At 51.7% G+C, this 25,091-nt stretch carries 29 protein-coding genes; 18 read left to right on the top strand and 11 right to left on the bottom strand.

Features of this window, described 5'->3' with window-relative positions:
* Positions 1–28 precede the first annotated feature (28 nt).
* The 4 genes from NR121_RS22830 to NR121_RS22815 all read right to left on the bottom strand — a co-directional run bounded on the left by NR121_RS22830 (position 29) and on the right by NR121_RS22815 (position 3,240).
* Positions 29–172, bottom strand: coding sequence for a hypothetical protein (locus NR121_RS22830; RefSeq protein WP_160327411.1), 144 nt, complete (start codon positions 170–172; stop codon positions 29–31).
* Positions 173–279: 107 nt separating this feature from the next.
* On the bottom strand, positions 280–1,122 hold the full coding sequence (locus NR121_RS22825) for an ABC transporter ATP-binding protein (protein WP_054819448.1): 843 nt from the start codon (positions 1,120–1,122) through the stop codon (positions 280–282).
* Between the two features lie 52 nt (positions 1,123–1,174).
* On the bottom strand, positions 1,175–2,230 hold the full coding sequence (locus NR121_RS22820; protein WP_062410703.1) for a FecCD family ABC transporter permease: 1,056 nt from the start codon (positions 2,228–2,230) through the stop codon (positions 1,175–1,177).
* The gene (locus NR121_RS22815; protein ID WP_062410704.1) at positions 2,227–3,240 is read right to left on the bottom strand and encodes a FecCD family ABC transporter permease; all 1,014 of its coding nucleotides are present in this window, start codon (positions 3,238–3,240) and stop codon (positions 2,227–2,229) included. Before NR121_RS22815 ends, NR121_RS22820 begins: the two co-directional genes overlap by 4 nt.
* A gap of 222 nt (positions 3,241–3,462) precedes the next feature.
* Between NR121_RS22815 and NR121_RS22810 the strand changes: the two genes are divergently transcribed.
* The 6 genes from NR121_RS22810 to NR121_RS22785 all read left to right on the top strand — a co-directional run bounded on the left by NR121_RS22810 (position 3,463) and on the right by NR121_RS22785 (position 7,714).
* On the top strand, positions 3,463–4,464 hold the full coding sequence (locus NR121_RS22810; protein WP_062410705.1) for an ABC transporter substrate-binding protein: 1,002 nt from the start codon (positions 3,463–3,465) through the stop codon (positions 4,462–4,464).
* Between the two features lie 142 nt (positions 4,465–4,606).
* On the top strand, positions 4,607–4,930 hold the full coding sequence (locus NR121_RS22805; protein WP_137671233.1) for a hypothetical protein: 324 nt from the start codon (positions 4,607–4,609) through the stop codon (positions 4,928–4,930).
* Between the two features lie 139 nt (positions 4,931–5,069).
* Positions 5,070–5,501, top strand: a complete 432-nt coding sequence (locus NR121_RS22800) for an RrF2 family transcriptional regulator (protein ID WP_054819450.1) — start codon at positions 5,070–5,072, stop codon at positions 5,499–5,501.
* Positions 5,502–5,566: 65 nt separating this feature from the next.
* Complete coding sequence (locus tag NR121_RS22795; protein WP_054819451.1) at positions 5,567–5,956, top strand: hypothetical protein; 390 nt, start codon at positions 5,567–5,569, stop codon at positions 5,954–5,956.
* A 73-nt stretch (positions 5,957–6,029) separates the two neighbouring features.
* Positions 6,030–6,344 carry a thioredoxin gene (trxA, locus tag NR121_RS22790; RefSeq protein ID WP_062410709.1) on the top strand — a complete coding sequence of 105 codons (315 nt, stop codon included), beginning with the start codon at positions 6,030–6,032 and terminating at the stop codon, positions 6,342–6,344.
* Between the two features lie 257 nt (positions 6,345–6,601).
* Positions 6,602–7,714, top strand: coding sequence for a DUF3048 domain-containing protein (locus NR121_RS22785; RefSeq protein ID WP_254777639.1), 1,113 nt, complete (start codon positions 6,602–6,604; stop codon positions 7,712–7,714).
* A 20-nt stretch (positions 7,715–7,734) separates the two neighbouring features.
* On the opposite strand, the gene NR121_RS22780 is transcribed toward NR121_RS22785, so the two are convergent.
* Positions 7,735–9,021, bottom strand: a complete 1,287-nt coding sequence (locus NR121_RS22780; protein WP_062410710.1) for a hypothetical protein — start codon at positions 9,019–9,021, stop codon at positions 7,735–7,737.
* The gene (locus tag NR121_RS22775) at positions 9,002–9,577 is read right to left on the bottom strand and encodes an RNA polymerase sigma factor (protein WP_054819461.1); all 576 of its coding nucleotides are present in this window, start codon (positions 9,575–9,577) and stop codon (positions 9,002–9,004) included. The genes NR121_RS22780 and NR121_RS22775 overlap by 20 nt, the downstream gene beginning before the upstream one ends.
* A 228-nt stretch (positions 9,578–9,805) precedes the next feature.
* Here NR121_RS22775 and NR121_RS22770 point away from each other — a divergent pair, with 228 nt between their 5' ends.
* Entirely contained in the window at positions 9,806–10,486 is a 681-nt protein-coding gene (locus NR121_RS22770; protein ID WP_062410711.1) for a FadR/GntR family transcriptional regulator, read from the top strand.
* 42 nt (positions 10,487–10,528) lie between these two features.
* Positions 10,529–11,677, top strand: coding sequence for a galactonate dehydratase (gene dgoD / locus NR121_RS22765; RefSeq protein ID WP_062410712.1), 1,149 nt, complete (start codon positions 10,529–10,531; stop codon positions 11,675–11,677).
* 245 nt (positions 11,678–11,922) lie between these two features.
* Here the strand turns inward: dgoD and NR121_RS22760 are convergent, their stop codons facing one another.
* On the bottom strand, positions 11,923–13,026 hold the full coding sequence (locus NR121_RS22760; protein WP_235594218.1) for a ParM/StbA family protein: 1,104 nt from the start codon (positions 13,024–13,026) through the stop codon (positions 11,923–11,925).
* 208 nt (positions 13,027–13,234) lie between these two features.
* Here NR121_RS22760 and NR121_RS22755 point away from each other — a divergent pair, with 208 nt between their 5' ends.
* Genes NR121_RS22755 through NR121_RS22745 form a run of 3 tightly spaced genes read left to right on the top strand, consistent with a single transcriptional unit; the run spans position 13,235 to position 14,881 of the window.
* Entirely contained in the window at positions 13,235–14,233 is a 999-nt protein-coding gene (locus tag NR121_RS22755) for a M23 family metallopeptidase (RefSeq protein ID WP_054819457.1), read from the top strand.
* Between the two features lie 31 nt (positions 14,234–14,264).
* The gene (locus tag NR121_RS22750) at positions 14,265–14,726 is read left to right on the top strand and encodes a bactofilin family protein (protein ID WP_054819458.1); all 462 of its coding nucleotides are present in this window, start codon (positions 14,265–14,267) and stop codon (positions 14,724–14,726) included.
* An 8-nt stretch (positions 14,727–14,734) separates the two neighbouring features.
* Positions 14,735–14,881 (top strand): hypothetical protein, encoded by a 147-nt coding sequence (locus NR121_RS22745; protein ID WP_171006043.1) that lies wholly within the window; start codon positions 14,735–14,737, stop codon positions 14,879–14,881.
* Between the two features lie 400 nt (positions 14,882–15,281).
* On the opposite strand, the gene NR121_RS22740 is transcribed toward NR121_RS22745, so the two are convergent.
* Positions 15,282–16,250 carry a helix-turn-helix domain-containing protein gene (locus NR121_RS22740; protein WP_373864994.1) on the bottom strand — a complete coding sequence of 323 codons (969 nt, stop codon included), beginning with the start codon at positions 16,248–16,250 and terminating at the stop codon, positions 15,282–15,284.
* A gap of 219 nt (positions 16,251–16,469) precedes the next feature.
* Here NR121_RS22740 and NR121_RS22735 point away from each other — a divergent pair, with 219 nt between their 5' ends.
* From NR121_RS22735 to NR121_RS22725, 3 genes are all read left to right on the top strand, one after another.
* Complete coding sequence (locus NR121_RS22735; protein WP_054820251.1) at positions 16,470–17,207, top strand: ThuA domain-containing protein; 738 nt, start codon at positions 16,470–16,472, stop codon at positions 17,205–17,207.
* Between the two features lie 463 nt (positions 17,208–17,670).
* On the top strand, positions 17,671–18,717 hold the full coding sequence (gene gap, locus NR121_RS22730) for a type I glyceraldehyde-3-phosphate dehydrogenase (RefSeq protein WP_062410716.1): 1,047 nt from the start codon (positions 17,671–17,673) through the stop codon (positions 18,715–18,717).
* Positions 18,696–18,896: a GapA-binding peptide SR1P gene (locus tag NR121_RS22725; RefSeq protein WP_074729797.1), complete on the top strand. Its 201-nt coding sequence runs from the start codon at positions 18,696–18,698 to the stop codon at positions 18,894–18,896. The genes gap and NR121_RS22725 overlap by 22 nt, the downstream gene beginning before the upstream one ends.
* A 182-nt stretch (positions 18,897–19,078) precedes the next feature.
* Here NR121_RS22725 and NR121_RS22720 read toward each other — a convergent pair whose 3' ends face one another.
* Complete coding sequence (locus NR121_RS22720; RefSeq protein ID WP_062410717.1) at positions 19,079–19,600, bottom strand: hypothetical protein; 522 nt, start codon at positions 19,598–19,600, stop codon at positions 19,079–19,081.
* A 281-nt stretch (positions 19,601–19,881) separates the two neighbouring features.
* Here NR121_RS22720 and NR121_RS22715 point away from each other — a divergent pair, with 281 nt between their 5' ends.
* From NR121_RS22715 to rlmD, 4 genes are all read left to right on the top strand, one after another.
* A complete protein-coding gene (locus NR121_RS22715) occupies positions 19,882–20,172 on the top strand; it encodes a YerC/YecD family TrpR-related protein (protein WP_062410718.1) in 291 nt (96 codons plus the stop codon).
* A 255-nt stretch (positions 20,173–20,427) separates the two neighbouring features.
* The gene (locus NR121_RS22710; protein WP_054820254.1) at positions 20,428–21,237 is read left to right on the top strand and encodes a sirohydrochlorin chelatase; all 810 of its coding nucleotides are present in this window, start codon (positions 20,428–20,430) and stop codon (positions 21,235–21,237) included.
* A 7-nt stretch (positions 21,238–21,244) separates the two neighbouring features.
* Positions 21,245–22,240, top strand: coding sequence for a diacylglycerol kinase (locus tag NR121_RS22705; RefSeq protein WP_054820255.1), 996 nt, complete (start codon positions 21,245–21,247; stop codon positions 22,238–22,240).
* Positions 22,241–22,353: 113 nt separating this feature from the next.
* The gene (gene rlmD / locus NR121_RS22700; protein WP_256831975.1) at positions 22,354–23,793 is read left to right on the top strand and encodes a 23S rRNA (uracil(1939)-C(5))-methyltransferase RlmD; all 1,440 of its coding nucleotides are present in this window, start codon (positions 22,354–22,356) and stop codon (positions 23,791–23,793) included.
* Between the two features lie 76 nt (positions 23,794–23,869).
* Here the strand turns inward: rlmD and NR121_RS22695 are convergent, their stop codons facing one another.
* The gene (locus NR121_RS22695) at positions 23,870–24,571 is read right to left on the bottom strand and encodes a hypothetical protein (protein WP_054819113.1); all 702 of its coding nucleotides are present in this window, start codon (positions 24,569–24,571) and stop codon (positions 23,870–23,872) included.
* Positions 24,572–24,585: 14 nt separating this feature from the next.
* Positions 24,586–25,091: hypothetical protein (locus tag NR121_RS22690; protein ID WP_256831974.1), on the bottom strand; the 506-nt coding region annotated here is incomplete at its 5' end.

Genomic DNA, 25,091 nt, shown 5'->3' with positions numbered 1-25,091 from the left:
GGGCTATAAGCCCGGGAACTCCGGCGGCTCATTTTCTGCCGCTGCCCTTAATGACGATATGATCCCAGTATTTATACACGAACACGGCGGCAAGGACAATCCCGGTGATCAGCACAACCGATAGCCAGTGGTGCTGCATGAAATACATGAACGAATGCATTGCTTGGGACACGCTCCTTTCAAGATCTCCTTTTATTTTTCCCAACTGTGTCCAAGGTCATCAAGGATACGCAAAATAAAAAACGCTGAGACTCATCGCAGAGCTCAGCGTTTGAATTGTTATACCACTAATGCGGCAGGCGTCTCCGTATCTGAAGCGCCATGAAGCTGTCCTGGCTGTTTGCCGCTGCCGTAAGGAACCACCATCGGGGTGCCGAACAACGGATCTTCGATAATACGGCATTCCAGATCGAACACACTGTTAATCAGTTCTTCGGTGATCACGTCCTGCGGCTGTCCTTCCGCCCATACCTTCCGGTCCTTGATGGCCACAATATTATCCGCATACCGGCAAGCCAGATTGATATCGTGCAGTACCATGACAATGGTGCGCCGCTCCCGTACGTTCAGATCGAACAGCAGGTCGAGTACCTCAATCTGGTGAGCAAGGTCAAGGTACGTTGTTGGTTCGTCGAGTAAAATGGTCGGAGTCCCTTGAGCCAGTGTCATGGCGATCCATGCGCGCTGTCTTTGACCGCCGGACAGAGAGTCGACGGAACGTTCGGCAAGGTGCTTCATGTTGGTGAGCTCCAGCGCCCGTTGAACCATCGATTCGTCTTCTTTCGACCACTGCTGCAGCCAATTCTGATACGGATACCGTCCTTGCTTGACGAGCTGAAGCACAGTTAGTCCTTCCGGAGCCGACGGACCTTGCGGGAGCATAGCCATTCGCCGTGCGACTTCCTTCGTCTTCAAAGTAGCGATATCGCTGCCGTCCAGTACCACCTGGCCGCTTTTCGGCGTCAACAGCCGGGCGAGCGAACGCAACAGCGTCGATTTGCCGCAGCCGTTGCTGCCGATAAATACGGTAATTTTTCCTTTGGGCAGGCAGATGTTCAGGTCCTGGAAGATACAAGTTTCACCGTAGCTGAGACACAGGTCGTTCGATTGAATGGCGGTCATAGGAATCTTCTCCTTCATTCGCTTTTTTGGCAAAGAGATTGTGGATATTCAATTATCCGCGATTGCGGCTGTGATATAACAAATAAATAAAGAAAGGTGCACCGATGCAGGCGGTGAACACTCCGGCAGGAATGTCCAGCGGCGTAAATAGCGAACGTCCTGCAAGATCAGCCAGCAGCAGGATGAGCGCTCCGATCAGCGCCGACACCGGCAGCAAAGCGCCAAAAGCCGGTCCCACCAGTTTGCGTGCCATATGCGGCGCCATCAATCCGATGAAGCCGATGGCCCCGCCGAATGCAACGGCCGCACCGGCCAGCGCGACGCTGAGCAAAATCAGCAGCATACGCTGCCGCTGCACAGAACTGCCGACGCTGCGCGCCACATCCTCGCCGAGCTCTTGAATATTGACGTGCCGGGAGTAAATGAATACCGCCGGCAGCAGAATCGTTACCCAAGGCAGAAGCGGAAGCACGTCTCCGTCCCAAGAAACCCCGTAAATGCTCCCGGTCATGAACGTAAGTGATTGATTCGCCATCACGATGGGGGCGGAAATCATCAGCATGTAAGATAAGGAACTCATGGCCGCCGTGAACCCGATTCCGATGAGCACAAGGCGAAGCGGGGTGACTCCGCCGTTTTTCCACGAGAGTAAGTACACGACGACCGTTGCCAGAAACGCTCCGATGATCGCGGTTAAAGGAAGCCATTGAATACTTGCTCTCTCGGATAAAAAGAAAAAAAACGAAACGGCTCCGAACGTAGCTCCGCCGGTGATGCTGATCGTATCGGGGGAAGCCAGCGGATTGCGTACCACCCCTTGGAGGATAGCGCCCGATACTGCAAGCGAGGCCCCGATCAGGACGGCAATGACGACGCGAGGCAAACGCAAGGAGCGAATGATGGTGTCGTTAGTATCCGCTCCGATTCCGAGAACAGAACGGACGACATCCGCCGGCGTGACATATACGCTTCCGATGCCTGTGCTGAGAATCATCACCAAGATCGTAACGAGGAACAAGACCGATGTTACGAGCAGCGCTTTTTTGCTGACCAGAAAAGAATACGCCTTACTGCGCACGGAAATGTATTTGCTTTTGGTTTCGCTCATCTCCATTGACCTCCTTTGCGTGCAATATACACAAAGAAGGGAACACCGATCAATGCAGTGGTTACCCCGACGTGTACTTCCTTCGGCATGACGATAAACCTCGCGCCGATATCCGCGCCGACCAGCAGCAAAGCCCCCAGCACCGCGCAATAAGGAAGGACCCAGCGGTAATCGATGCCAACGAGATAGCGGACGATATGCGGCACGATGATGCCGACAAACACAACAGGACCCGCTACTGCGACGGAACCACCGGCAAGCAAAACGATGACGACGGCCGCCGAGGCTTTGATGATCAGGGTATGCTGCCCCAAGCCTTTGGCGACGTCTTCGCCCATTGTCAGAACATTGATATGGGGAGACAGCAGCAGTGCGCCGACCAATGCGATGAGCATATAAGGAAGCACCGAAAGCAGCATTTCCATCGTCCGTCCGGCGACAGAGCCTACGAGCCAGAAGAGTACCTGATCGAATGCTTTGCCGTCCGCCAGCAGGATTCCCTGCGTAAGCGAGGAGAACAAAGCCGTAATGGCTGACCCGGCAAGCGTTATTTTGATCGGCGTCAAGCCATCCCTGCCTACGGAACCTAACAAATAAACGGCGCATGAACTGACGGCGGCCCCGAGAAAGGCGATCCAAGCAAATTGCGATAAGCCGGACACATCAAAAAAAGCGACCGATAGTACGATAGCAAAAGCGGCACCGGCATTCACGCCGAAGATGCTTGGAGAAGCGAGAGGATTGCGCGTGATCGCTTGCATAAGGGCTCCGGCCACCGCAAGACTCCCCCCGACGATGGCGGCAATCAGCGCCCGCGGAATCCTGGACGTTTGGATGATGAGATGATCATTCGAACCGTCAGGCTGCGTATAAGACGCTACGATGGTGTCCCATGAATAATGGTTCACGCCGAACATGACGCTTGCCAGCATAAATGCAACGAGCAGCAGCAGGGCTGCAGCCAAACCGCCGATTTTGAAGGAAAGGTTAGTATGAAGTTTTTTGCGCATGAAAAATTAGCCTGCTCTCTGTTGTAAGGTTACCTTTTGATCCGTTTAGGAATGATGCAAGAATAATGAACTAAACTCATTGTATGAGAATCATTATCAGCTGTCAATGATTCTGAGAATCATTATCAAAAAAAGATTGACAATATTTGAATACCCCATTATGATTTACTTTGTTATTGATAATCATTATCATCATTGTTCAATTTCCGGGAGGTCCAGTCAATGTTTAGTACACGCAAATCATTTCAATGGAAAACGGCGATATTTCTCGCTGCAATGCTGCTCATGACCGTATGGTTAACCGCTTGCGGGGCGAAGCAGTCGGCCGAGCCCAAGCCTTCTGCGGATCAGGCGGGGACACAGGCGGGGACAACAGAAGGATCGCGTAAAATCAAGCATGCGATGGGCGAAACCGAGGTGCCGGCAAACCCGAAGAAGATCGTCATTCTCACAAATGAAGGAACCGAAGCTCTGCTGGCATTGGGAATCAAGCCGGTAGGCGCGGTGAAGTCTTTCACCGGAAAACCTTGGTATGATCATATTAAAGCCGACATGGAAGGCGTTCAAGTGGTCGGTGATGAAAGCCAGCCGAATCTGGAGATGATCGCCGCGCTTAAACCGGATCTGATCATCGGCAATAAAATGCGTCAGGAGAAAGTCTACGAACAGCTGAAAGCGATCGCTCCGACGGTATTCTCTGAAACGCTGCGCGGCGAATGGAAAAACAATTTCAAGCTGTATGCTGAAACCGTGGGCAAGAAGGAAGAAGGCGATAAAATTATCGCAGCCTTCGACAAACGGATCGAAGACTTTAAATCGAAAGCCGGAGATAAGCTGAAGGAGAAAGTGTCTGTCGTTCGTTTTATGGCGGGGAAAACCAGAATTTACCTGAACGATACGTTTACGGGAATCATTTTCTCGCAGATTGGCATTGCACGTACTGAATTTAAGGATAAAGAAACGTTCGCAATTGAAATTAACAAAGAGCGTCTGCCGGAAGTGGACGCCGATCGATTGTTCTATTTCACTTATGAGACCGGAGACGGAAAGGGAAGCAACCAGGAACAGGAATGGACCAACGATCCGTTATGGAAAAATTTGAACGTAGTGAAGAACGGCAAAGCGTTTAAAGTAAACGACGTGACCTGGAACACCGCCGGCGGGGTGAAGGCCGCGAACATTTTGCTGGACGATTTGTATAAATTCTACGATATTCAACCATAAGCCAATGAAACCGGACCGGCTCTTACCGACAGGGAAGGAGCCGGTTTTTTTCTTTGGGCCTGCATAACCTTCGGGCGGTTAAAGCACAATAGGATGGGAATTTACAACAGCCCACTTTATAACCCAAGGAGGATGCAAAGATATGCACAATGTCATTAACCAATTGAACCAATGCCAGCACATCATCGGGCAGCTGATCCAGCAAACAGAACAAGCGAGCATGAATTACCAAAGACTGCTGCAGCAGGAGCAGCAGAACGCGCAGCAGCTGGAAATGCTTGCCCAGCGGGAGCGTCAGGCGGCTCAGCTGATTCAAACGGCGCTGCAGGGTCACCAAACGGCGGTTCAACAAATGCAGCAGATCTCGCAAATGTGTCATCAAGCAGAGCAATCGATCGCACAAATGAGCACAGTGAGCCTGCAGCCTCAGCAACCCAGCTTTGCCCGCGGCAGCATGTATCAATAAGCCGCTTTTCTGCCAAAGCCGTTTCCGCATCAAGCGGGAACGGCTCTTTTCACGTTTGTTAAGCAGGGGAGGAGCCTGCTTGACAGGTTAATCTGTAATAATTATAATAACAGTAAGACGAAAGAGGAGGAGACCAGACGTGAACAGTGAATTTACGATTGCGGTACACAGTCTGGTGCTGCTTGCTTATCGGCCGGATCATATGGCCACCAGCGATATGATTGCGGCGAATGTCTGCACTCATCCCGCCCGCGTGCGGAAGGTGATGAGCTGTTTGAAGAAGCAAGGCTATGTAGCTACGAAGGAAGGCACCGGAGGCGGATATGCCTTAAACTGCAACCCGGCTGAGGTCACTTTGGCGCAAATCTATCGTGCTACTTCGATCGGTTCCCTCAAGCCTTCCTGGTGCTCGGGGAACGAGGAGGAGGATTGCATGATTGCATGCAATATGGCCGACGTGATGGACCAAATATTCTCTGAGGCTGAGGAGCAGATGCTGGCCTTTCTGTCCCGCGTTACGATCCATGATGTGCTGAACCGGATTCGGGAAGTGCAGAGCGGGAAAACGTAAGCGCGGCTTTATGTACAAACTGTTACTTAATTTGTAGCAGATTATCGATCATAGGAGGGATTGGTATGGCTTCAATCTATGATGTGAAAGTGAACGAAGGCGATTGGGTGAGCGGTACGACGCTGGAGGACGAACGCTTTATCGGGTATGTGGAGTCGGTGGAAGGTAATGGCCTGGTCAAGGTTCGGATCACTCAATGCGACCGTCCGGAAATCATCGGAGATTGGGCCGAGGCCAAGCTTTCCAAGGTCGCCAAGATGTCCGAGTACGAGCCGTCCGGCGAGGCTGCCCTGCGCTCGCTGATCGAAATCGCATTGATGACCAGGGATCGGGAATGGTTCGCGGAGCTGAGCGGCAAGCTCACCGCAGCCGCCGCCGTTGAGGCGGAGAACCGGTCGGGACAGAACCGTATGGATACGGACTTTCTTTTGCAGCGCCCGTCCCGTTTGAATTAACAGCGAGTTGGGGAATAAATGCTCTATAACTACGTTATTTATTTTCAAAATTATAGAATAGGAGTGGATTCTCATGGCTATTGTTAATGTGAATGACGTACAATTTAAAGACACCATAAAAGAAGGCGTAGTATTGGTTGATTTCTGGGCGCCTTGGTGCGGACCCTGCAAAATGATCGCGCCGGTGCTTGAGGAGCTTGACGGAAAGCTTGGAGATGCGGTTACGATCGCCAAAGTGAATGTCGATGACAATCCTCAAACGGCTGGAAACTACGGAGTCATGAGCATTCCGACCTTGAAGCTGTTCAAAGACGGCGTCGAGGTTGGAACGAACATAGGCTTCAGACCGTTGGCCGAGCTGGAGGCTTGGGTACGGGAGCAGCTGTAAGAGGTTCAGCGGATGGACAACAAACCCGGCATTTCCATGTCATCATGGGAATGCCGGGTTTTTTCGTGGGAGCGGGGACCGGGTTACGTTAAGAACCGGCTTCATAAAAGAAAAAATATAGGAAACCAAGAGCCACATCATCCGATATGGAATATAAGGAAGATGTGGTTTTTGTCTTAATTTGAAAAAAAAGGATTCTAAAAACAGGTTTAATAGAATATAGTTTACTAGAGGACAAGCAGATGAGGTGACGTTAATTGAAACCAAAGCAATGCAAACAAAAATGGAGCCGCATGGGACGGAAAGGAGGAATGGCGCTGCTGGCGGGCTGGTTGGCCTTGACAGCGGCGGGCTGCCAGACCTCCGGGAATCCGCCGGCAGAAACCGTCAAGCCAGTCGTCGTGGAGCCGAAAGTGCCGCCTCCAAAAGCGGAACCTGCCTTCCAGGCGCCTTTGACGGGGCTGCCGAGCGACAGGAAAATTGAGGACAGACCGATCATGGTCATGATCAACAACGCCCCTCAGGCGAGGCCTCAAAGCGGTCTGACGCAAGCGGATATGCTGCTTGAGGTGCTGGCCGAAGGGGAAATTACCCGGATCGTCGGCATTTTCCAAAGCAGCAGGTCTAAGGATCCCGTCGGACCGGTGCGAAGCATCCGTCCTTATTTTATCGAGATCGGAAAATCATTCGGAGCGATTCAAGTCCATGCGGGCGGAAGCCCTGACGGTTATTCAAAGCTGAAGAAAGAGCGCATCCACGCGCTGGATGAAATTACGAACGCAGGTGCCGCTTTTTGGAGGGAGCGTTCCCGAAAGGCCCCACATAATCTGTATACGGACCTGGAGAAAATACGGGAGACTGCTCAGGAACGAGGCTTTACCGCTAATGCCCTCGCCCAACCGGCGTACAGCTTTGTGAAGAAGGATGCGGATGCCGTCCCGGCCATGGCCAATGATGCGCAGGATGCGCCAAAGGTAGACATTACGTTTCTGATGCAAAGCTATAAGGTGACCTATGAATTTGACCAGACAAGCGGTTTGTACAAACGGTCGATCAACGGCAAGCAGCATATCGATCTGAACAACGAAGAACAATTGTCCGCGGCCAATGTGGTTGTCATGGGGACAAGACACCGGACACTGGACAGCGAGGGAAGACTCGACGTCAAACTGATCGGGACTGGCCCTGCGCTTCTGTTTGAACGGGGCAAGGTGAAGAAGGTGGAGTGGAAACGGGATAAAGAAAGCGACCCGATCCGTTTCTTGGATCTAGGCCGCGAGGCGGTTTTGCAGCAGGGACAGACGCATATCATGATCGTGCCCGATACGCCATCGTTTGAAAGTCATGTGAATTACGGGCAGCAGCCGTAGCCGCTGCCCTTTTGATTACGTTACGGCTCTAAAAAGGCTTTCACCTGCTGTTTCCAGGACTCGACATACCGGTCCGTCGCCCACTGCGCCATAACGACCGATTCATTCGGCTGGAGCGGGATCGTCATCAGCTGCGACGGAATCAGCTGGTCGATATAAGGGTATATAATGATGTTTCTGTCCGTGACTACTGCCACAAAATCGTGCTTTGGCGAAGTAAAGACGTCGACAGCCGAAGGCTGCAGCCGCTTGATTTCACTCCACGATACCGCCAGCTCGTCATGAGAGACGACAGATGCAGGCAGTTCCATCGGCACATCTTTCAAACGGTATCCGATCTTACCATCAAGATTCTCCGCCGAACCGTAATCGGCCAGCTGCGCGATCCACCGCCCTTGCTTGCGGACGATAGTCCAGCTTTCCCCCGAGAGATCCACGGCTCCGGCAGCTCTGCCGGATTCCCCTGGCTGAACGGGAAGCCTCGGCTTCAGCTCCTGAATGATCGGCTCGGCATAGGCGGCCAGCAGCCCGCGCAGCGACACGTGGGGCTCTTCCAGCGGAGTAAGCGATATTTCCTTCCTCGTAGGCGCGATTTGCAGCAGCTCCTTGACCCAAACGTATTCATACTGGACGGCCTTCCCGGAGGCAGGATCCCGGGATTGCACGGTTTGAGCTACGGTAATATACCGGTTCCCGGCAAAAAGGAGCTTCTCCGACAGCTTAACCGGTTTGGCGGAAACCAATGCGGAAACCTGCTCATCCTCGAATGCCGGATTGGCCGCCGCTTTGGATGCGGTAATGGTCCAGGCCTCTTTCTCCTCGTTGGCTATCCGCTGGCCCCCTATTTTCCAGAAGTCCATTTTGTAAGGCATAAGAATGCCTGCGCCTTCTGCGGTTTTTTGCAGCCGATTGTGCTCCGGGGCGATGAGTACGGTACGGTAAGTGCTGTATTCCCCCTGGCTCCCGGCCGCGGGAAGGTCCGTACGCAAACCGAGCAGCAGAGCGGAACGGATGGAAGCTTCCCAGCTTTCCTTAACGGGCGCTGCGGCATGCTGCGAATGCTCATCGTACGTCGATTGGTTTATGCGCAGCAGAGAGGACAGCCGTTCTCCGTCGACGAACAGGAGCATAACCGTGACCGCAAGCAGGGCACAGGCGGCGACGAACCCAGTCTTCCGCGGCTTCGGTCTGCTGCCTTCCTCTTCTATGCGTGCTTCGATACGCTGTCTTAAGCCGTCGGTAAAGCCCTCCCTCCCGAGCGGTCCCTCAGCCAGTTTTATCTTAAGCTCATTGTCCATCGGATCCAAGATTCCAATCCTCCTTCATCCGGGAAATTTTATTTCGTGCATGGAAAAGCCTCGATTTGACCGTTCCTTCACTGACGCCCAGCACCTCCGCTATTTCCTTCATGGACAGCTGATGATGGGCATAAAGAATCAGCACTTCTCTGTATTTGACGGGCAGCTTCAGCACCATTTCCCACATCTCGTTAATGGCCATACGCTCTACGACCTCTTTTTCCGGCTGAGAATCGGCTGCCTGTTCGCCGAAAGAAGTGAGGAAATCGACCAAAGTGACTTTACGGTAAAAGGCCGATCTCAGGTAATCGAGCGTCATATTGCGTGTAATGGCAAGCAGCCATGTTTTGACGGAGGATTCGCAGCGGAATGTGTAAAGATTGCGGTATACCTTAATAAACACCTCTTGGGTGATATCGTCTGCCTGGTCCCGCTTTCGGGTCATGCTGTAAGCATAGTTCCATACGTCTTTGCCGTAAGCCGTCATCAACTCATGCAGAATCGCCTTCGGATCCGAGCTTTCCGACAAATGCTTCAAATATTCAAAATTTGCTTTCGAATCCAAAGCTGCCACCTCAAATGTTTGACGATCTTCCGGCGGTACCGGTTCAACAACGCATTCCAAAGACGTCGAGAGAGTACATCGGATTGCCTCTGTCTTTCCAGTTTACTTTGAACGACAGGGTTTATAAAGAGGAAGCAGGTTTTTGCTGCGAAAAAAATTGATCATCAGATGTTTTGGTAATATAATGATAAACATCAGATGAATATTGGAGGGATAAGGAATTGGGTTATGTCAAAAAAACTAACTTATGAAACCGTTTACGACGAAATTAAACGAAAAATTAAGAGCGGCGTCTGGAAGCCTGGACAGCAAATTCCACCGCTGGAGCAGTTGTCAGTAGAGCTCGGCGTCGGAGTCTCGTCTGTTCGGGAGGCCGTGCGGATTCTCGGTAAGCAGAAAATTTTACGAGTAGAGCAGGGGCGGGGCACTTACGTTGAGAATGATGTGACCGGGGCCGAAGGCGGAAGGACGCTAGATTTCCTGGAGAAGGCGACGATGCTGCAGCTGACGGAGGCCAGGTTGATCATTGAGCCGGAGCTTGCTGCGCTGGCCGCAGAGAAGGCGACGGATACCGAGGCGGACGAGATCGTGCGGACGGCCGAAACGATGCGGCAGAAAATACGCAAGAAGCAGGATTTTTTTAAAGAGGATTTGCTGTTTCACGAGCTGATTGCCAGAGCCTCACATAATGAAATCATGTTTCACATGCTCGAGCTGATCGGCGACCTGCTGACGGACAGCCGCCGGCGTTCGATGAAATGGGAGGGGATGGACGAGAAGGCGGCCTCCTATCACCATTTGATCGCGCAGGCTATTGCGCAGCGCAATACTACCCAGGCGAGAACGCTGATGAAAAGCCATTTGGAAGATATGCTGACAGGGTTTCGCCAGGACGTTTGGACCGGATGACCGAATGCTGGACATTTTATGAACAGGGGAGAGGAGCTTTTTATGATCATCAAATCCATGGAGCTGTTTCAAGTACCGCCGAGATGGTTGTTTCTGAAGGTAACGACGGATGACGGAATTGTCGGATGGGGAGAGCCTATCGTGGAAGGGAAGGCCGATACGGTGCGCGCCGCAGTGGAGGAAATGAGCGATTATCTGATCGGCAAAGATCCGGGACATATCGAGGATCTGTGGCAGGTGCTGTACCGGGGCGGCTTTTACCGGGGAGGTCCGATTCTGACCAGTGCCATCTCCGGTATTGAACAGGCGCTGTGGGATATTAAGGGCAAACGGCTGGGTGTGCCGGTGTACGAGCTGCTTGGCGGTCCGGTCCGGGATAAAATGCGTGTCTATGCCTGGATCGGAGGCGATAAGCCTTCCGATGTGGCGGAGGAGGCCAGAAAGAAGATGGCCGAAGGGTATACCGCGGTCAAGATGAACGGTACGGCGGAGATGGAGTGGATCGATTCGCCGCTGAAGGTGCAGGAGGCAGTGGAACGGCTGGCCGCTGTGCGTGAAGCCATCGGCTGGGACAAAGGCATCGGCGTCGATTTCCACGGTCGCGTACACAAAACGATGGCCAAAGTGCTGATCAAGGAAATGGAGCCTTTGAAGCCGATGTTCATCGAAGAGCCGGTGCTCCCCGAGAACAATGAGGTGATTCCCGAAATAACCAAGGGCGTCAGCATACCGATTGCAACAGGCGAGCGCATGTATACACGCTGGGATTTCAAACGGCTGCTCATGCAGGGAGGCGTCGATATCATCCAGCCGGATCTCAGTCATGCCGGCGGGATATGGGAGGTGCGCAAAATCGCGGCGATGGCGGAGGCCTTCGACGTTGCCGTTGCGCCGCACTGCCCGCTTGGTCCGATTGCGCTGGCTGCATCGCTGCAGTTGGATTTTTGCACGCCGAATGCGTTTATCCAGGAGCAGAGCTTGGGCATCCATTACAATCAAGGCTCCGACCTGCTGGATTATTTAACAGATCCGGCCGTGTTCCACTATCAGGACGGCTTCGTCCGACGGCTTGCCGCCCCCGGACTCGGTGTGGAGATTAACGAATCGAAGGTGCGTGAGATGGCGGCTGCCGGTCATCGTTGGCGCAATCCGGTTTGGAGGAACGAGGACGGCACAGTCACAGAATGGTAGGCGTGCTGCGGTATTAAACAGCTTTGGCAAGACTCGCGAGGCGTTGTGCCACGTTATTCAAAGAAATGCCGGAGGCTCCTTTGAACTGGAAGGTACGACGCTGCCGTTGCAGGCGGGCCGTTAAGAGAAGCGCTTGGCGGCCCTGATGGAGCATGATCGAGCCTGGAACGGGAGAACGGTCCGGAGGTTGAAAAAGGTGCGTCGTATGCCGGGACAATCCCGGAAATGCAGCACCTTTTCAGATTTTACTGTGCTGTATCTGTGGTCAGGGACTGATTCACACGGTTTTTGGCCACCTTTAGATAACCATACACATTTTGCAGCTCGCTGTCCTGCACAAAACGCAGCTTGATCGGTCCCGCGGCATCGATCAGATAGGGCTTGAGCGCGGCCGCACCGCCTCCAATGACATAGAAGCATTGAATATCAGGGCACTTTTTCCATCGTTTCTTGATTAAATCCACGATACGTTGGGCCGCACGGCTAAAATAAGTATCCACAATGGGTTTAATGCTGCTCTGCCCTTCCCCGATACGTTGAATGACATAATTCTGCTGCTTGATGCGTTGGGACAGCTTGGCGCGGCTCGGAAACGTATAGCCGAACTGGTCCTCGACCTCCCGGATGATCAGATCCAAATAACCCGCTAATCCCATCTGCTCCCCGTAGCTGAAATGGTTGTCGATGTTCATGCGCCGGATCACGGGCAAATCGGTGGTCAAGGCTCCTATTTCACATACCCCTATAACCCCGTTATAAATTTCTTCGTTCTGGATCTGGAGGTTTTCCTGAGTAGCCAGATTGAATAGCGCAGCCGCTCCTTCGATCGATATCACTGCTTTGCGTATGCGGATTTTCACCTTACGGCCCCGAAGCTGCGGAGTAGACATAAACATGACTTCGTGTTCTCCGACAAGCCGCTGCTCGAATTGCTCGCGAAACCTGGTGTATGTACGGACAGGCAGACCTGTGCCGATGACGTATTCCAGCTCATCCGTCTGCGAAAAGGAAGAGGTTTGGTAGGATGAATGGGTAATGCCGGTGAAAGCCAATGCGGTCAGAGCGACCACGAGCGATTGGTCGGACAACGCTTTGTTGTCCATATCCTCAAGCTCGATATTGTCTTCCAATTCCGAGGCCAGCAAACCAACGAACCAGCGGCGGTTGTTATGGGTCAGGGAAGGACTGTAGACGGTGACGTCCAACGCTTTTAACGGCGAATCCTCCTCCTGCAAAATATGTCTTTCGTACCCCGGTGTCACAATGTTCGGCACGATTACTGGTTCACGAGAACCATCATGAACGACTTTTATACTGTCATTGCCCAAATCAATTCCGGCTATCTTCACGGATCGAATTCCCCCCTTTAAAAATACTTTCACATGATTACCACTTCCATATACCTACTAAATTTCGAGTTAAATCAATGAATTCCTCTGCAACTTTTTACCTATTTTTCGGATTTTCGACAAAAAATGAAGGTTTTTTACACCCGGTTGGAGAATAATTGCAGTAGTACTTTCGATGGAAAATAAACCCAAAGACTGAGAGGCTACTATGAAATTCAAGTGGGGTATGAAAAAACTGACATTCGTTATTATTCCGGAAAACGCCCAACGCGCTGTCGTTAAGCTGCGTTTCACCCATGCGGTGCTCTATACTGCCGCACTGCTGTTGATAGGCTTGATTGGCTGGACTCTGGCGATGCAAAGCCTGCATCTGCGGTCTGAACTGGTTAATGAGCGGCTGAAAGCGGATTTAAACGATAAAATGCAGCATTACGACCAGATCGTGGCCGACAAAAACGAAATGATTGAGAAGCTGCAGAATGAAGTCGTACTTTTGTCCGAACAGGCCAAAGAAGTGAAGACACAGATGGAAGAAGTCATGAAGCTCGAAAAGGACCTGCGATCGATCACGGGCGGTGCTTCCGCACCAGTAAAGGAACCGGTTGCAGCAAAGGGGACGGACGATCAGGAAAGCGCTGTTGTTCAAGGGGAAACAGGGTTAGGAGGCATCATGATTCCTGTAGAGGCAACCGAGATTCTCAAGCTTTCAGATGATACTTCGGCCGAATTCGAAGGCTTATCGGAACAGGCCGGCGAACTGAAAAATCATCTTGCTGCCGCACGTGAGGAACTGCAGCGGAAGCAGCGGCTGTGGAGAATAACGCCAAACATATGGCCGGTGGAATCCCGAAATGTGACGTCGTCCTTCGGCTACCGCAAGGACCCGTTTAATAACCGGTTAAGCTTTCATTCGGGAATGGACATTGCCGCTCCCGTGAATACAGAGGTCGTGGTTACCGCGGACGGTACTGTGGTATCGGCCGGATATGACAGCGGCAAAGGCAATTTTATTATCGTCGACCATACCGGCGGTATCCGTACTTCGTATATGCATTTGAATCAAATTCTAGTAAGCGAGGGTGACAAGGTGGCCAAGGGCGATCGGATCGGAAAGGTCGGTTCCACCGGTCGAAGCACGGGAGCCCACCTGCATTATGAAGTGATCAAACAAGGCCAAAGCATAGATCCCCGGCCGTATTTGAAATAAATGGTATACACTTTTGAGAGGAGATCGTCAGATGTTTAAAGCAAAGAAGCAATCGCTTAATCCGGATACGATGGATACGCTTATCGGTGAGGGAACGATATTTGAAGGGAAGATTACTTCGGCCGCAGGCGTTCGAATCGAAGGCCAGCTAACGGGCGATATTTTGTCCGAGGGCGACGTCACGATAGGGGAAAAGGCGACTGTGAAATCGTCCATCTCCTCAAGAGATATTACGATTGCAGGGATCGTTCACGGGAATATAAAAGCAAAAGGAAAAATTACGATTACTTCAAAGGGAGAGCTGTACGGCAATATAAGCGCCCCTTCTTTTATCATTGAGGAAGGGGGAATATTCGAGGGCAACAGCATGATGAAGGAGCAAAACGGCAAGGCGGAGAATCAGACGGAGTCCAACGTGAAGCCGATTCAAGAGAAGTCCTCCGGATCTCCCGCAGCATCGGCAAGCATGGGGGGAAATCCATTCGCGTTGTAAGTGACCCCTTGAAGCCGGCGGCGTTTCAGGAATCGTTCTACCAGCTGGCTGTTCGGCAGACCAAGGCCGTGTTGGGCGGTAGGATTACGCTGGACGAAGCGCTGAAGCAGCTGCAGGAAGCGGGGCAGCGCGCATTGATCCAAGCCGGGGAATGAAGCGCCGCCCCTGCAGTTGGCAAGCAGCGTATTTCAGATCAGGCATAAAATCGGATTTTCCGGATACTGGTTCCAAGTATTCCTGCCTAATCAAGGGCTGTGTTGGTTAGGCAAGAGGAATATAGGGATCTGCGGAAGGACTTGCTGGAGAGAAAGCTTAAGAAGATGCAAAAGCAAGCCGCAGAGCTTCCATGGATGAGCTATTCAGCATGATTGAAAAGCAAGCCAGGGAAAATGCAGGCAGGGTCAAAAAACGAAAATGGCCCGGTCCAGTTTGTTATTGCCATTTTTCGATCCAAATCAAGCAATACATATTTTTTGAACAAGGGACTTGCATGTTTTCATAGGTGAGAGGACGGGGGGTAGCCGCCCTCTCCTACTCGATTATCGAACAACGGGGCTACGCCCGAGCGGGCACGGCGGTGCCGCCGAGGCCGGCGCCGCCGCGCATGCGCTGCCTGAACTCCTTCGGGGAGCAGTTGTTGTGGCGCTTGAACAGCTTGTAGAACTGCGCCATGTTCGGGATCCCGACCTCAAAGGCGACCTCCATGATGCTGAGATCGCGGGTAAGCAGCAGGCGCTCGGCTTTTTTGACGCGCTTGTAGTTGACGTAATCGACGAACGAAAGTCCCATCGCTTTTTTGAAATATTTAATGAAATAATGGTAGCTCAAATTCAGCAGGCTGCACACATCTTCAACGGCAATCCTCTCGCCGAGATGGCGGTCGACATAATCGAGCGCAGGCCGCAGACGCATCAGCCCGCTTTCATTGGAGCCGCGCAGCACGCCGCGGGTATCGCTGCGCATCATCAGGAGCATCAGCCGCTTAATGGCCGAGCTGATGGCCATCTCGTAGCCGCGCTGCCGGGTTTGGGATTCGCCGAAGATATCGGTAATTAAGGCGAACGCCTCTTGACGGGCCGCCGCATTCTCCCGGAAGATATAATTGAGCGTCCCCAGCGGCTGCGTCAGTTCCGAGAAGCAGTGTAAATAAGGCATCGTGCTTTGATCGAAATGCTGGGACAAATCGACCTGGAATACGACATAACGAAGCCCTTCGGAGCTGTTCTTATGGGTGCGATGAAGCTGCGAAGAGCCGAGCAGCAGCACGTCTCCGGGGCCGAGAAGATAATAGTCGTGCTTGGTTTGAATGCCGAGATGCCCCTCCGTTACCGCAAGAAACTCCACCTCTTTATGATAGTGCCATGGCCACGTTTCCGGGATGCCGAAATAGGGGGAGCCGACTTGAATCTCCCATATTTTTAAGAACAGCAGGGGATTCTGGTATACGACTTCCTCGTTAATCGCATCGATGTTCATGGCTTCTCCATTTATGATTTCCTTGCTCAGCCCGACGGCAGTTTCCATAGTACGAATGTGCACCCCGCTTTTTTCCATTCATTGGATAAACCATTTTTGGATAGGCATAGATTTATGACTTTAAGCCTTATCAGCATCTAGTATACCACGAATCAAGTTGTGATGACACTTTTGCATAACGATGAAACAAGATTGAGCATATCTTTTGAGCGGTTGATTCACTATACTGAATAGTAATGAAACCTATTATGCTTGGGGGGAACCACGATGGGTCAAAAGCTTAGAGTTACCGTTTGGAACGAATTCCGTCATGAATTGGAGAACGAAAAAGTCCGGGCGGTCTATCCGCAAGGTATTCATAAGGCGATCGGAGAAGGCCTGGGAACCGATTTTGAAGTCGCTTACGCGACGCTGGATGAGCCGGAGCACGGCTTGACCGAGGAGAAGCTGAACAATACCGATGTCCTGATTTGGTGGGGGCACAAAGCGCACGACGAGGTTCAAGACGCCATTGTCGACCGCGTTCATCAGCGGGTGCTGCACGGCATGGGGCTGATCGTTCTGCACTCCGGCCATTTCTCGAAAGTGTTCAAAAAGCTGATGGGCACTTCCTGCGACCTGAAGTGGCGCGAAGCCGGCGAGAAGGAGCGTATTTGGGTCGTTTCTCCGGGACACCCGATCGCAGAAGGCATCGGAGAATATTTTGAGCTGCCGCAGGAGGAAATGTACGGCGAACACTTCGACATACCGCAGCCTGACGAGCTGATCTTGGTGAGCTGGTTCGAGGGCGGCGAGGTATTCCGCAGCGGCTGCACGTATTCCCGCGGCCAAGGTAAAATTTTCTACTTCCGTCCGGGGCACGAAACGTATCCGACCTACTTCAACGAGCAGGTACGCCGAGTCATCCGCAACGGTGTGCAGTGGGCCGCGCCAACGACCCGGGAATATCCGAAATACGGCAACCACAAGCCTTTGGAAGCGATCAAAGAGAAATCCCCGGTTTAATATATCTCACTGGAGAGTACCTTACAGACTGCTTGGTGTTGTTATTGCGGATCGTTGAGGAACAAGTGCAGCCTCAATGATCCGCAGTATCAATATGGATCTGCATTAATATAAATCACACTAAGTCCATTCCTTTAATTGTCCAATCCTATCACTTCACCATTGGAGATCATTATAACAACATTAGTTTTTGAATCGTACACTTTCTCTAACGGATGATTTGAAACCGTTAAACCATATACTGTGATTTCTTTAAGGAAACAAAGGGTACGAAAGATAAATGAAACATACTGATCTGTTAATTCGTGTATCAGTATGTTTTTTTTGCTGATCAAAATGGGCGGGTGCAAGGATTTCATTGCGTCATATACTCTTGGTTAATTTATATATTGTGTCTTATTTAATTATATGATATATATTATATACAGGAGTAAAAAAGACAAATCGCACTGGAGGGAATGGCATGGCAGGGACGTTAGGCATTAGTGGGGTGGGACGTATCGGCAGGCTTTTAATCAGACGCGCTTTCGAGCGGAGTGAAGACGGCATGGGACTGAAAGCGATCAATTCCATATACCCGGCCGATACCATTGCTCACCTGTTAAAATATGACACAGTACATGGAACCTGGAAAGCGGAAGTGCGTGAGGAAGGCGATGAGCTGATCATCAACGGCCGCCGCATACGGATCGTGTCTGAACGCGACCCTGGCGCGATTCCTTGGAAAGAGCTCGGTGTAGACATTGCAATAGATGCAACGGGGAAGTTCAACGATAAAGAGGGTGCAACGAAGCATTTGAACGCAGGCGCCCGCAAGGTCATTATTACCGCACCGGGGAAACGGATGGACTTGACGGTCGTGATGGGCGTCAATGACGATAAATACGATGCCGAGAAGCATACGCTGCTGTCCGCCGCATCCTGCACGACCAACTGTGTGGCACCCGTGCTGCATGTGCTGGATTCGGCGTTTCAGGTGAAAAGCGGCTGGATGACAACGGTTCATTCATACACGAACGACCAGAGGCATATGGATAATCCACATAAAGATTTGCGCCGGGCCCGCGCCTGCACGCAATCGATCATTCCGACCAGCACGGGCGTCGGCAAAGCGCTTGTCGATGTGCTTCCGCATTTGGCTCCGCTAGTCAACGGCATTGCGGTCCGGGTTCCGACACCGGATGTATCGCTGGTCGATCTTACGGTGCAGGTTCAACGTCCGGTCGATGTCCAAGAGGTGCAAAAGGCCTTCATTGAAGCGGCCGAAGGGCCGATGGCGCCGTTTCTCGGATACAGCGACGAACCGCTTGTCTCTTCCGATTTTATCGGATGCGATAAGTCCGCCGTCATCGACGGAGGATCGATCATGACGGCATTTGATCAGATTAAAGTGCTCGCCTGGTATGACAATGAATGGGGCTATGCGAGCCGTGTCATGGATTTGGCTTCTACTGTTTCTGAATCTATGAATAAGGAGCGTGTCGAGTCGTGGAAAGAAGCGTTGGTGTAAACGAACTGCATCTGGGAACGATTCTGTGCAAGCATTGTCAACAAATCATAGGGACACAGGAAACGCGTAAAGTCACCGTATATTACAGCGAATGTCCATCCGGCGACTGTGTAGGCCGGGGAACGTCGTCAACCGATTCGCAGCCGATTTCTTCTTCAGTGAAAACAGTCATTATATAATCATTCACGGACCGATATCCGCGCCGGAAGGAAACGATTCTTCTCCGGCCCGGGTATCGGCCTTATTTGTATATGAGGACGTTATATCTGTAAAAGTTGGGGGGAGGCAGGCCGATATTCTTGCTGTCACAGCAAGAAGACCGGATGGCCCTGCAGGCCTGGTGAACATCCGGTCTTCTTGTTTACCTGCGGTTACGCTGCCTGCGGTCTCGGCGGTTACGCCGTCTTCTGCGTCTTGGCTTAACTCTGCCGCTGCTTGTATCGTTCGACTTTTTCTTTTTAAAGGCACCCATCAGCAGCTTGATCATGGGTGACATCTGATTGAGGCTTTCCACCATCTTTTGTATTTTGCCGAACGTATCCATAATGCCTTCAATGCCGCCCAGCCGATCCACTATATTTTTCAGCTGACCGAGGTTAAAGCCGCTGCCGGTACCCAAAGCGCTGCCGCTTCCTCCGCCAAACAATGAAGCAAGGCCGCCCCCGGAGGACGGTTCGGGTACGGCAGCCGGCGCTTGCACGGGAAGCGAGCTTCCGCCCCCCAATCCCGGGTAACCCGAAAACCCTGTATAATTGGAATAGGCGCCTGGTAACTCGGAGCCCTGAGTAACGCTCCGTGTGCGTACAGGATAGGAGGGGCGACGCAGCGGATGCGCATAGTGGCTTACACCCCGGTTTCCAATCCCTTGTCTTTGATAACTCATGGCTTCACAACCCTTTTTGTTCATAGTAATGTCGCATTATTCATCAGGCCGGACTTTTACCTATCAACGTTTTCCTAGTATACTGTATGTTATAGGCGAATGGATGGATTGGACTCCTGTCACGCTGCCGATGATTTTTGCCTAACTTCAGTTTAGTCCACTACCGCATAAAAATAGTAACGTTTTGCTAATCTAAAGGGAGGATTTCGCTCCCCGCGCGTCGAATATATAGATATGCGTCCATACGAATAGAAGCAGACCATCAAGGGGTTGAAAATGCCATGCAATTAAAAAAATTAAACGATAAAGCGATTGATCAACTGTTCGAGGCGATTTTGACACTTAAGGATATAGAAGAATGCTATGTGTTTTTTGACGATTTGTGCACGGTCAATGAGATACAATCCTTGTCCCAGCGGCTTGAAGTGGCGCGGATGCTGCGCAAAGGCAACACCTATAATCAGATTGAAGCCGAAACCGGGGCCAGCACGGCGACGATCTCCCGGGTTAAGCGATGCCTTAACTACGGCAATGACGGCTACAAAATGGCGCTGGAGCGTCTGGGGCGCTAATCGCTCACCGGGAGGAAGCCTTTTATCCGCTCCGTGTACGCTTTGTCGGTGAAGAAAGGATTCCATCAAGCTGGAAATTTGAACTGCCGTAACGGAGATGCTGGCTCCGAGTTAAACGAATGAGCGCACGAATCCTTCTCGCCCGACGGGCCGAGCAGGATTTTTCTTGTTATTGAAAAGATGCGCATGAGCAGATAATCTTGTTAGTGCGAAGACCGTATGTGCGCAGCTTTTTTTGGCAAGGAGGGATAGGTTTTGGTAAAATACGGGATATTAGTCATTAGTCACGGGTCCCGGAGCGAGGACTGGGTTCGGCTTGTGGATGAAGCGGTTGAGGCGGTTCACGTGCCTGAAGACATACCGGTGTACTCCTCCTTTCTGGAAATTGTGGAAGGGCGGCTCATCCAGGACGGAATCACGCACCTGGAAGCGCTCGGCGTTACGGATATTATCACGGTCCCGCTGTTTGTATCCTCCGGCAGTACGCATATCGATGAAATCAGCTACGCGCTCGGGGTGAAAGACAAGCCGCTGCTGCCGACGGATATGAGGCCGTTTGCGGTGAAGGCACGAATCCACTTTACATCGCCCATTGATGACGATCCGATCATTGCCGATGTCCTTTATTCCAAGATCAAAGCATTATCGTCCGATCCGCAAAAGGAGATTCTGCTGCTCGTCGGACACGGAAGCATCGAGGAAGGGTTCCATCTTCAGTGGCAAAGAGGGCTGGAAAAGCTGGCCATGCGGCTTCAGGCGCTCGGCGGCTTTGACGAGGCGGATGTTGCGATGCTGCTCCCGGATCAAATTCCGCATAAAATGAACCGGTGGTTGAGGAGTAAACCGCAGCATACGGTTATCGTAGCGCCGCTTTTTCTAAGCGAGGGCTATTTTACCGGGGAGGTTATTCCCGAACGGTTGAACGGTTATGAATACAGGTACAACGGGAAAGCGCTGCTTCCGCATTCGGGGATCTCGAGGTGGATCGAGCGGCAGGCAGAGCCTTTTATACAAGGCAGGGCAGCAGGAGACTCTGTTCGGTTTGATTCTGAAGCAAACAGGTGAGAGAGAAATGGCAGGACAGACCAAAAGAGCAAGACTGATCTATAATCCATCGTCGGGCCGTGAGGAAATCAAGAAGCGGCTTCCGGACATTTTGCAGCGGCTGGAGCGGGGCGGGCTGGAGACCAGCACCCATGCGACGACCGGCGAAGGCGATGCCACGCTGGCGGCGGCCGATGCGGTAAAAAGAGGCTTCGACATCGTCATCGCGGCGGGCGGCGACGGTACGCTATACGAGGTGATCAACGGAATAGCGGAGAAAGAGTACCGACCTCAGCTGGGGATTTTGCCGCTGGGGACGACGAACGATTTTGCCCGGGCGCTGAACATTCCGCGCAGCTGGGAGGGTGCGGTGGACGTCATCCTGCGCCAGCATACGCGCGTGATCGACGTGGGCAAGGTGAATCAGCGCTATTTTATCAACATTGCCGGCGGCGGGTCGCTGACGGAGCTGACCTACGAGGTGCCAAGCAAGCTGAAGACGATGATCGGCCAGCTGGCCTATTATATGAAAGGGCTCGAGAAGCTGCCGCGGCTGCGGCCGATCGAGCTGTACATCAAGACCGCGGAGGTCGAACTGCACGAGGAAGTGATGCTGTTCCTTATCTCCAACAGCAACTCCGTCGGCGGGTTCGAGCGCCTGGCACCGGACGCGTCCCTAAGCGACGGCTTGTTCGACGTGCTGATCCTGCGCAAATGCAACCTTGCGGAGTTCATCCGTGTCGTCTCCTTGGCACTGCGCGGCGAGCATATCACCGATCCGAACGTGATTTATTTGCAGACGCGGCAAATTCAAGTCACCTCACCGGATTACGTGCAGTTGAACCTCGACGGAGAATTCGGCGGCACACTGCCGTGCGTATTTACCAATTTGCCGCAGCACCTGGACATCTTCGTCGATGAGACAGGCCAGTCCACCTATAAGACGCATACGCTGCAAATTAAGCTTCCGTGGAAGCAAAAGCCCGGAACAGATGGGCATAAAGAGGAAGAGCATGAATCTTGATCATCTCCCGGAAGCCGACGCTGGCTGGGACTGCGGTTAGAGCCGCTAGTTAGGGATGGTCAAGGTATTCAAGGTATGAACGCTAGAAGAAGAAATGAGCCTGTGAGGTTAACATGAGAAAGAAGAACAATCAACGCCGGGAACAACCTCCAGAGGGTGTGCCGGTGGAAAAGAACGGAGAATACATTGCCGACGTGGTCGGGTTCGGGCATGACGGGGAAGGGGTAGGCCGTGTGGACGGCTTTACCCTTTTTATTCATGGCGCCCTGCCGGGTGAGCGGGTACGGGTCAAGGTGCTGAAGGTCAAGAAGCAGTACGGCTACGCCAAGCTGCTCGAGATCCTGGAGGCCAGCCCTGACCGTGTCGACGCGCCGTGCCCGATCTACAAGCAGTGCGGCGGCTGTCAGCTGCAGCACCTGAGCTATGAGGCGCAGTTGCGCTGGAAGCGGCAGCTTGTCATCGATAACCTGACGCGGATCGGCAAGCTGCAGGTGGCCGGGGAGGAACAGGAAGAGGGTGTGGCGGTTCATCCCACCCTCGGCATGTCCGACCCGTGGCGCTACCGCAACAAAGCGCAGGTGCCCATCGGTTTGGGCAGTGAAGAGGGCGGTCTGGTCGGAGGCTTCTACGCCCAAGGCAGCCACCGCATCATCGACATGAAGGCATGCCTCATCCAGCATGAGAACAATGATACGGTAGTCGCCGCCGTCAAACGCATCGCCCGCGAGCTCGGCATCCGTCCCTATGACGAGGAGAGCGGCAAAGGCCTGCTGCGCCACGTCATCGCCCGCTGCGGCTTCAATACGGGCGAGATCATGGTCGTCCTGGTGACGAACGGCAAGGATATCAGCCGCGCGGACGAGCTCGTCGGCTTGATCCGTGAAGAGATCCCAGGCGTCCGCAGCATATGCCAAAATGTGAACATGGAGCGGACGAACGTCATTTTCGGCAGCGAGACGAAGGTGCTGTGGGGCAGCGATGTGATCTATGATACGATCGGAGACATCCGCTTCGCCATCTCCGCCCGCTCGTTCTATCAGGTCAACCCGGTGCAGACGGAAGTGCTGTACGGCAAAGCGCTGGAGTACGCGCAGCTGACCGGTGAGGAAATCGTAATCGATGCGTATTGCGGCATCGGCACGATTTCGCTTTTCCTGGCGCAGCGCGCAGGCAAGGTCTACGGCGTCGAGATCGTCCCCGAGGCGATCGAGGACGCGCGGCGTAATGCGCTGCTGAACGGCGTGCGCAACGCGGAGTTCGAGGTCGGCGCGGCGGAGGCCGTCATCCCCGCGTGGAAGCAGCAGGGCGTGACGCCCGACGTCATCGTCGTCGACCCGCCGCGCAAAGGCTGCGACGCCGCGCTGCTGGAGACGATCGTCGCGATGCGCCCCGAGCGCGTGGTGTACGTCTCGTGCAACCCGTCAACGCTGGCGCGCGACCTGCGCGTGCTGGAGGACGGGGGCTACCGCACGGTGGAGGTGCAGCCTGTGGATATGTTTCCGCATACGGTGCATGTGGAGTGTTGTTCACTGTTAGTGCGGAAGGACAATTAAATTGGGGATGTATTGGCGTTAATAAAAAAAATAAACCAACAGAAATTGATTGTTCAATTATCTGTTGGTTTATTTTTTAAGGGAATATAATGGAGAGTATTCTTTCAGTTATTTCAAGATATTTTTCGTTTGATAAATTCTTTCTACAAAAAAAATAACCTCTTTTGCTTAGTGAAATTAGTACATATCCATTCGGAAAGGCAGTATCTTGAACGATTAATTCGATATTTGATAGTGATGCTCCTTGAGTTTGCTTAAAACGAAGCCAGTCTGCACTTCTATTGACATCATCACCTTGTAGTAATGCGTTATTCAAATTTGGAAGGTTTAATCTACTAAACCAACCAGAATTAATTAATATACCTGAATTACTCTGGACAATTCTTTCTACCGCCTGTATTAAGTCAATTTCAACTGGATCACATTTAACTGGTGTATGATCACTTAATCTTTTGAATGCTGACCTAGCAAAATTACCTCTTGCGTTACCAATTGTAAATGCAAAGTTCAAAGTTGGCTTTTTATACACAGAAATAATAAAGGTTCTTAGAATCTCACGAAATTCTTTGCCAAACACCTTGCCTTCAATAGCGAACTTTTGATTATGTCGAATGATATATTTATTAAAACCCTCGACATCATTGGCCTCAGCAGGATGTATGCGAGTTTCTGCTACTGCCTGTGCTCCCTCAATAACCACTGTTTCTTGACCCACAGCTGTTGATTCAAAAGTATCAGGAAAATCAATTATTTTATTAAGTGTAATGACCTTACTCACAAAAATTTCCTCCGTTAGCTAATTAGTATGTTTTTGAGTGCGTCCATTGCGTTTGCAAAATCGCCTTTACTGGTTGATGTAATTGATAGACCAGAAGTGCTATTAATACTAATAGTTGTGTTTGGACTAGATGCTATCTCAACACTGGAATATCTAATTTTATATTTCCGAGGGTCAATAAGAATTCCTTTATCACTCAGGTTATATTCAGTATTTTCATTAGTAATTGTTAAATTGATTTTCTCAAGTTGTATTTGCTCTGAAGTTAATTGCTCAAGAAAATTATTGATAAAAAACTTAATATTTTTTTCCATCCTATGAAAAACGTTTCCTCCATTTATCTCTAGCTTCCAAGCATTTGTATTGATTTCATCACCATGTTCCTGATAGTGGGAGGATGCGATTTTTTTAATTATTATATTTGCTGCCATTCCTCTATGGAAAATGCTATATGTAAAGTTGGTGGGTAGTGTCAAGAAGTTTGTGTAACGTAGTAGATATATCCAGAAGTGGTTGCGTG

The organism is Paenibacillus sp. Pae15 (genome assembly GCF_024519685.1).
Lineage (GTDB): Bacteria > Bacillota > Bacilli > Paenibacillales > NBRC-103111 > Paenibacillus_G > Paenibacillus_G naphthalenovorans.
Note: the sequence above shows the minus strand (reverse complement) of the source record. Positions and strands in the feature narration are given on the sequence as shown.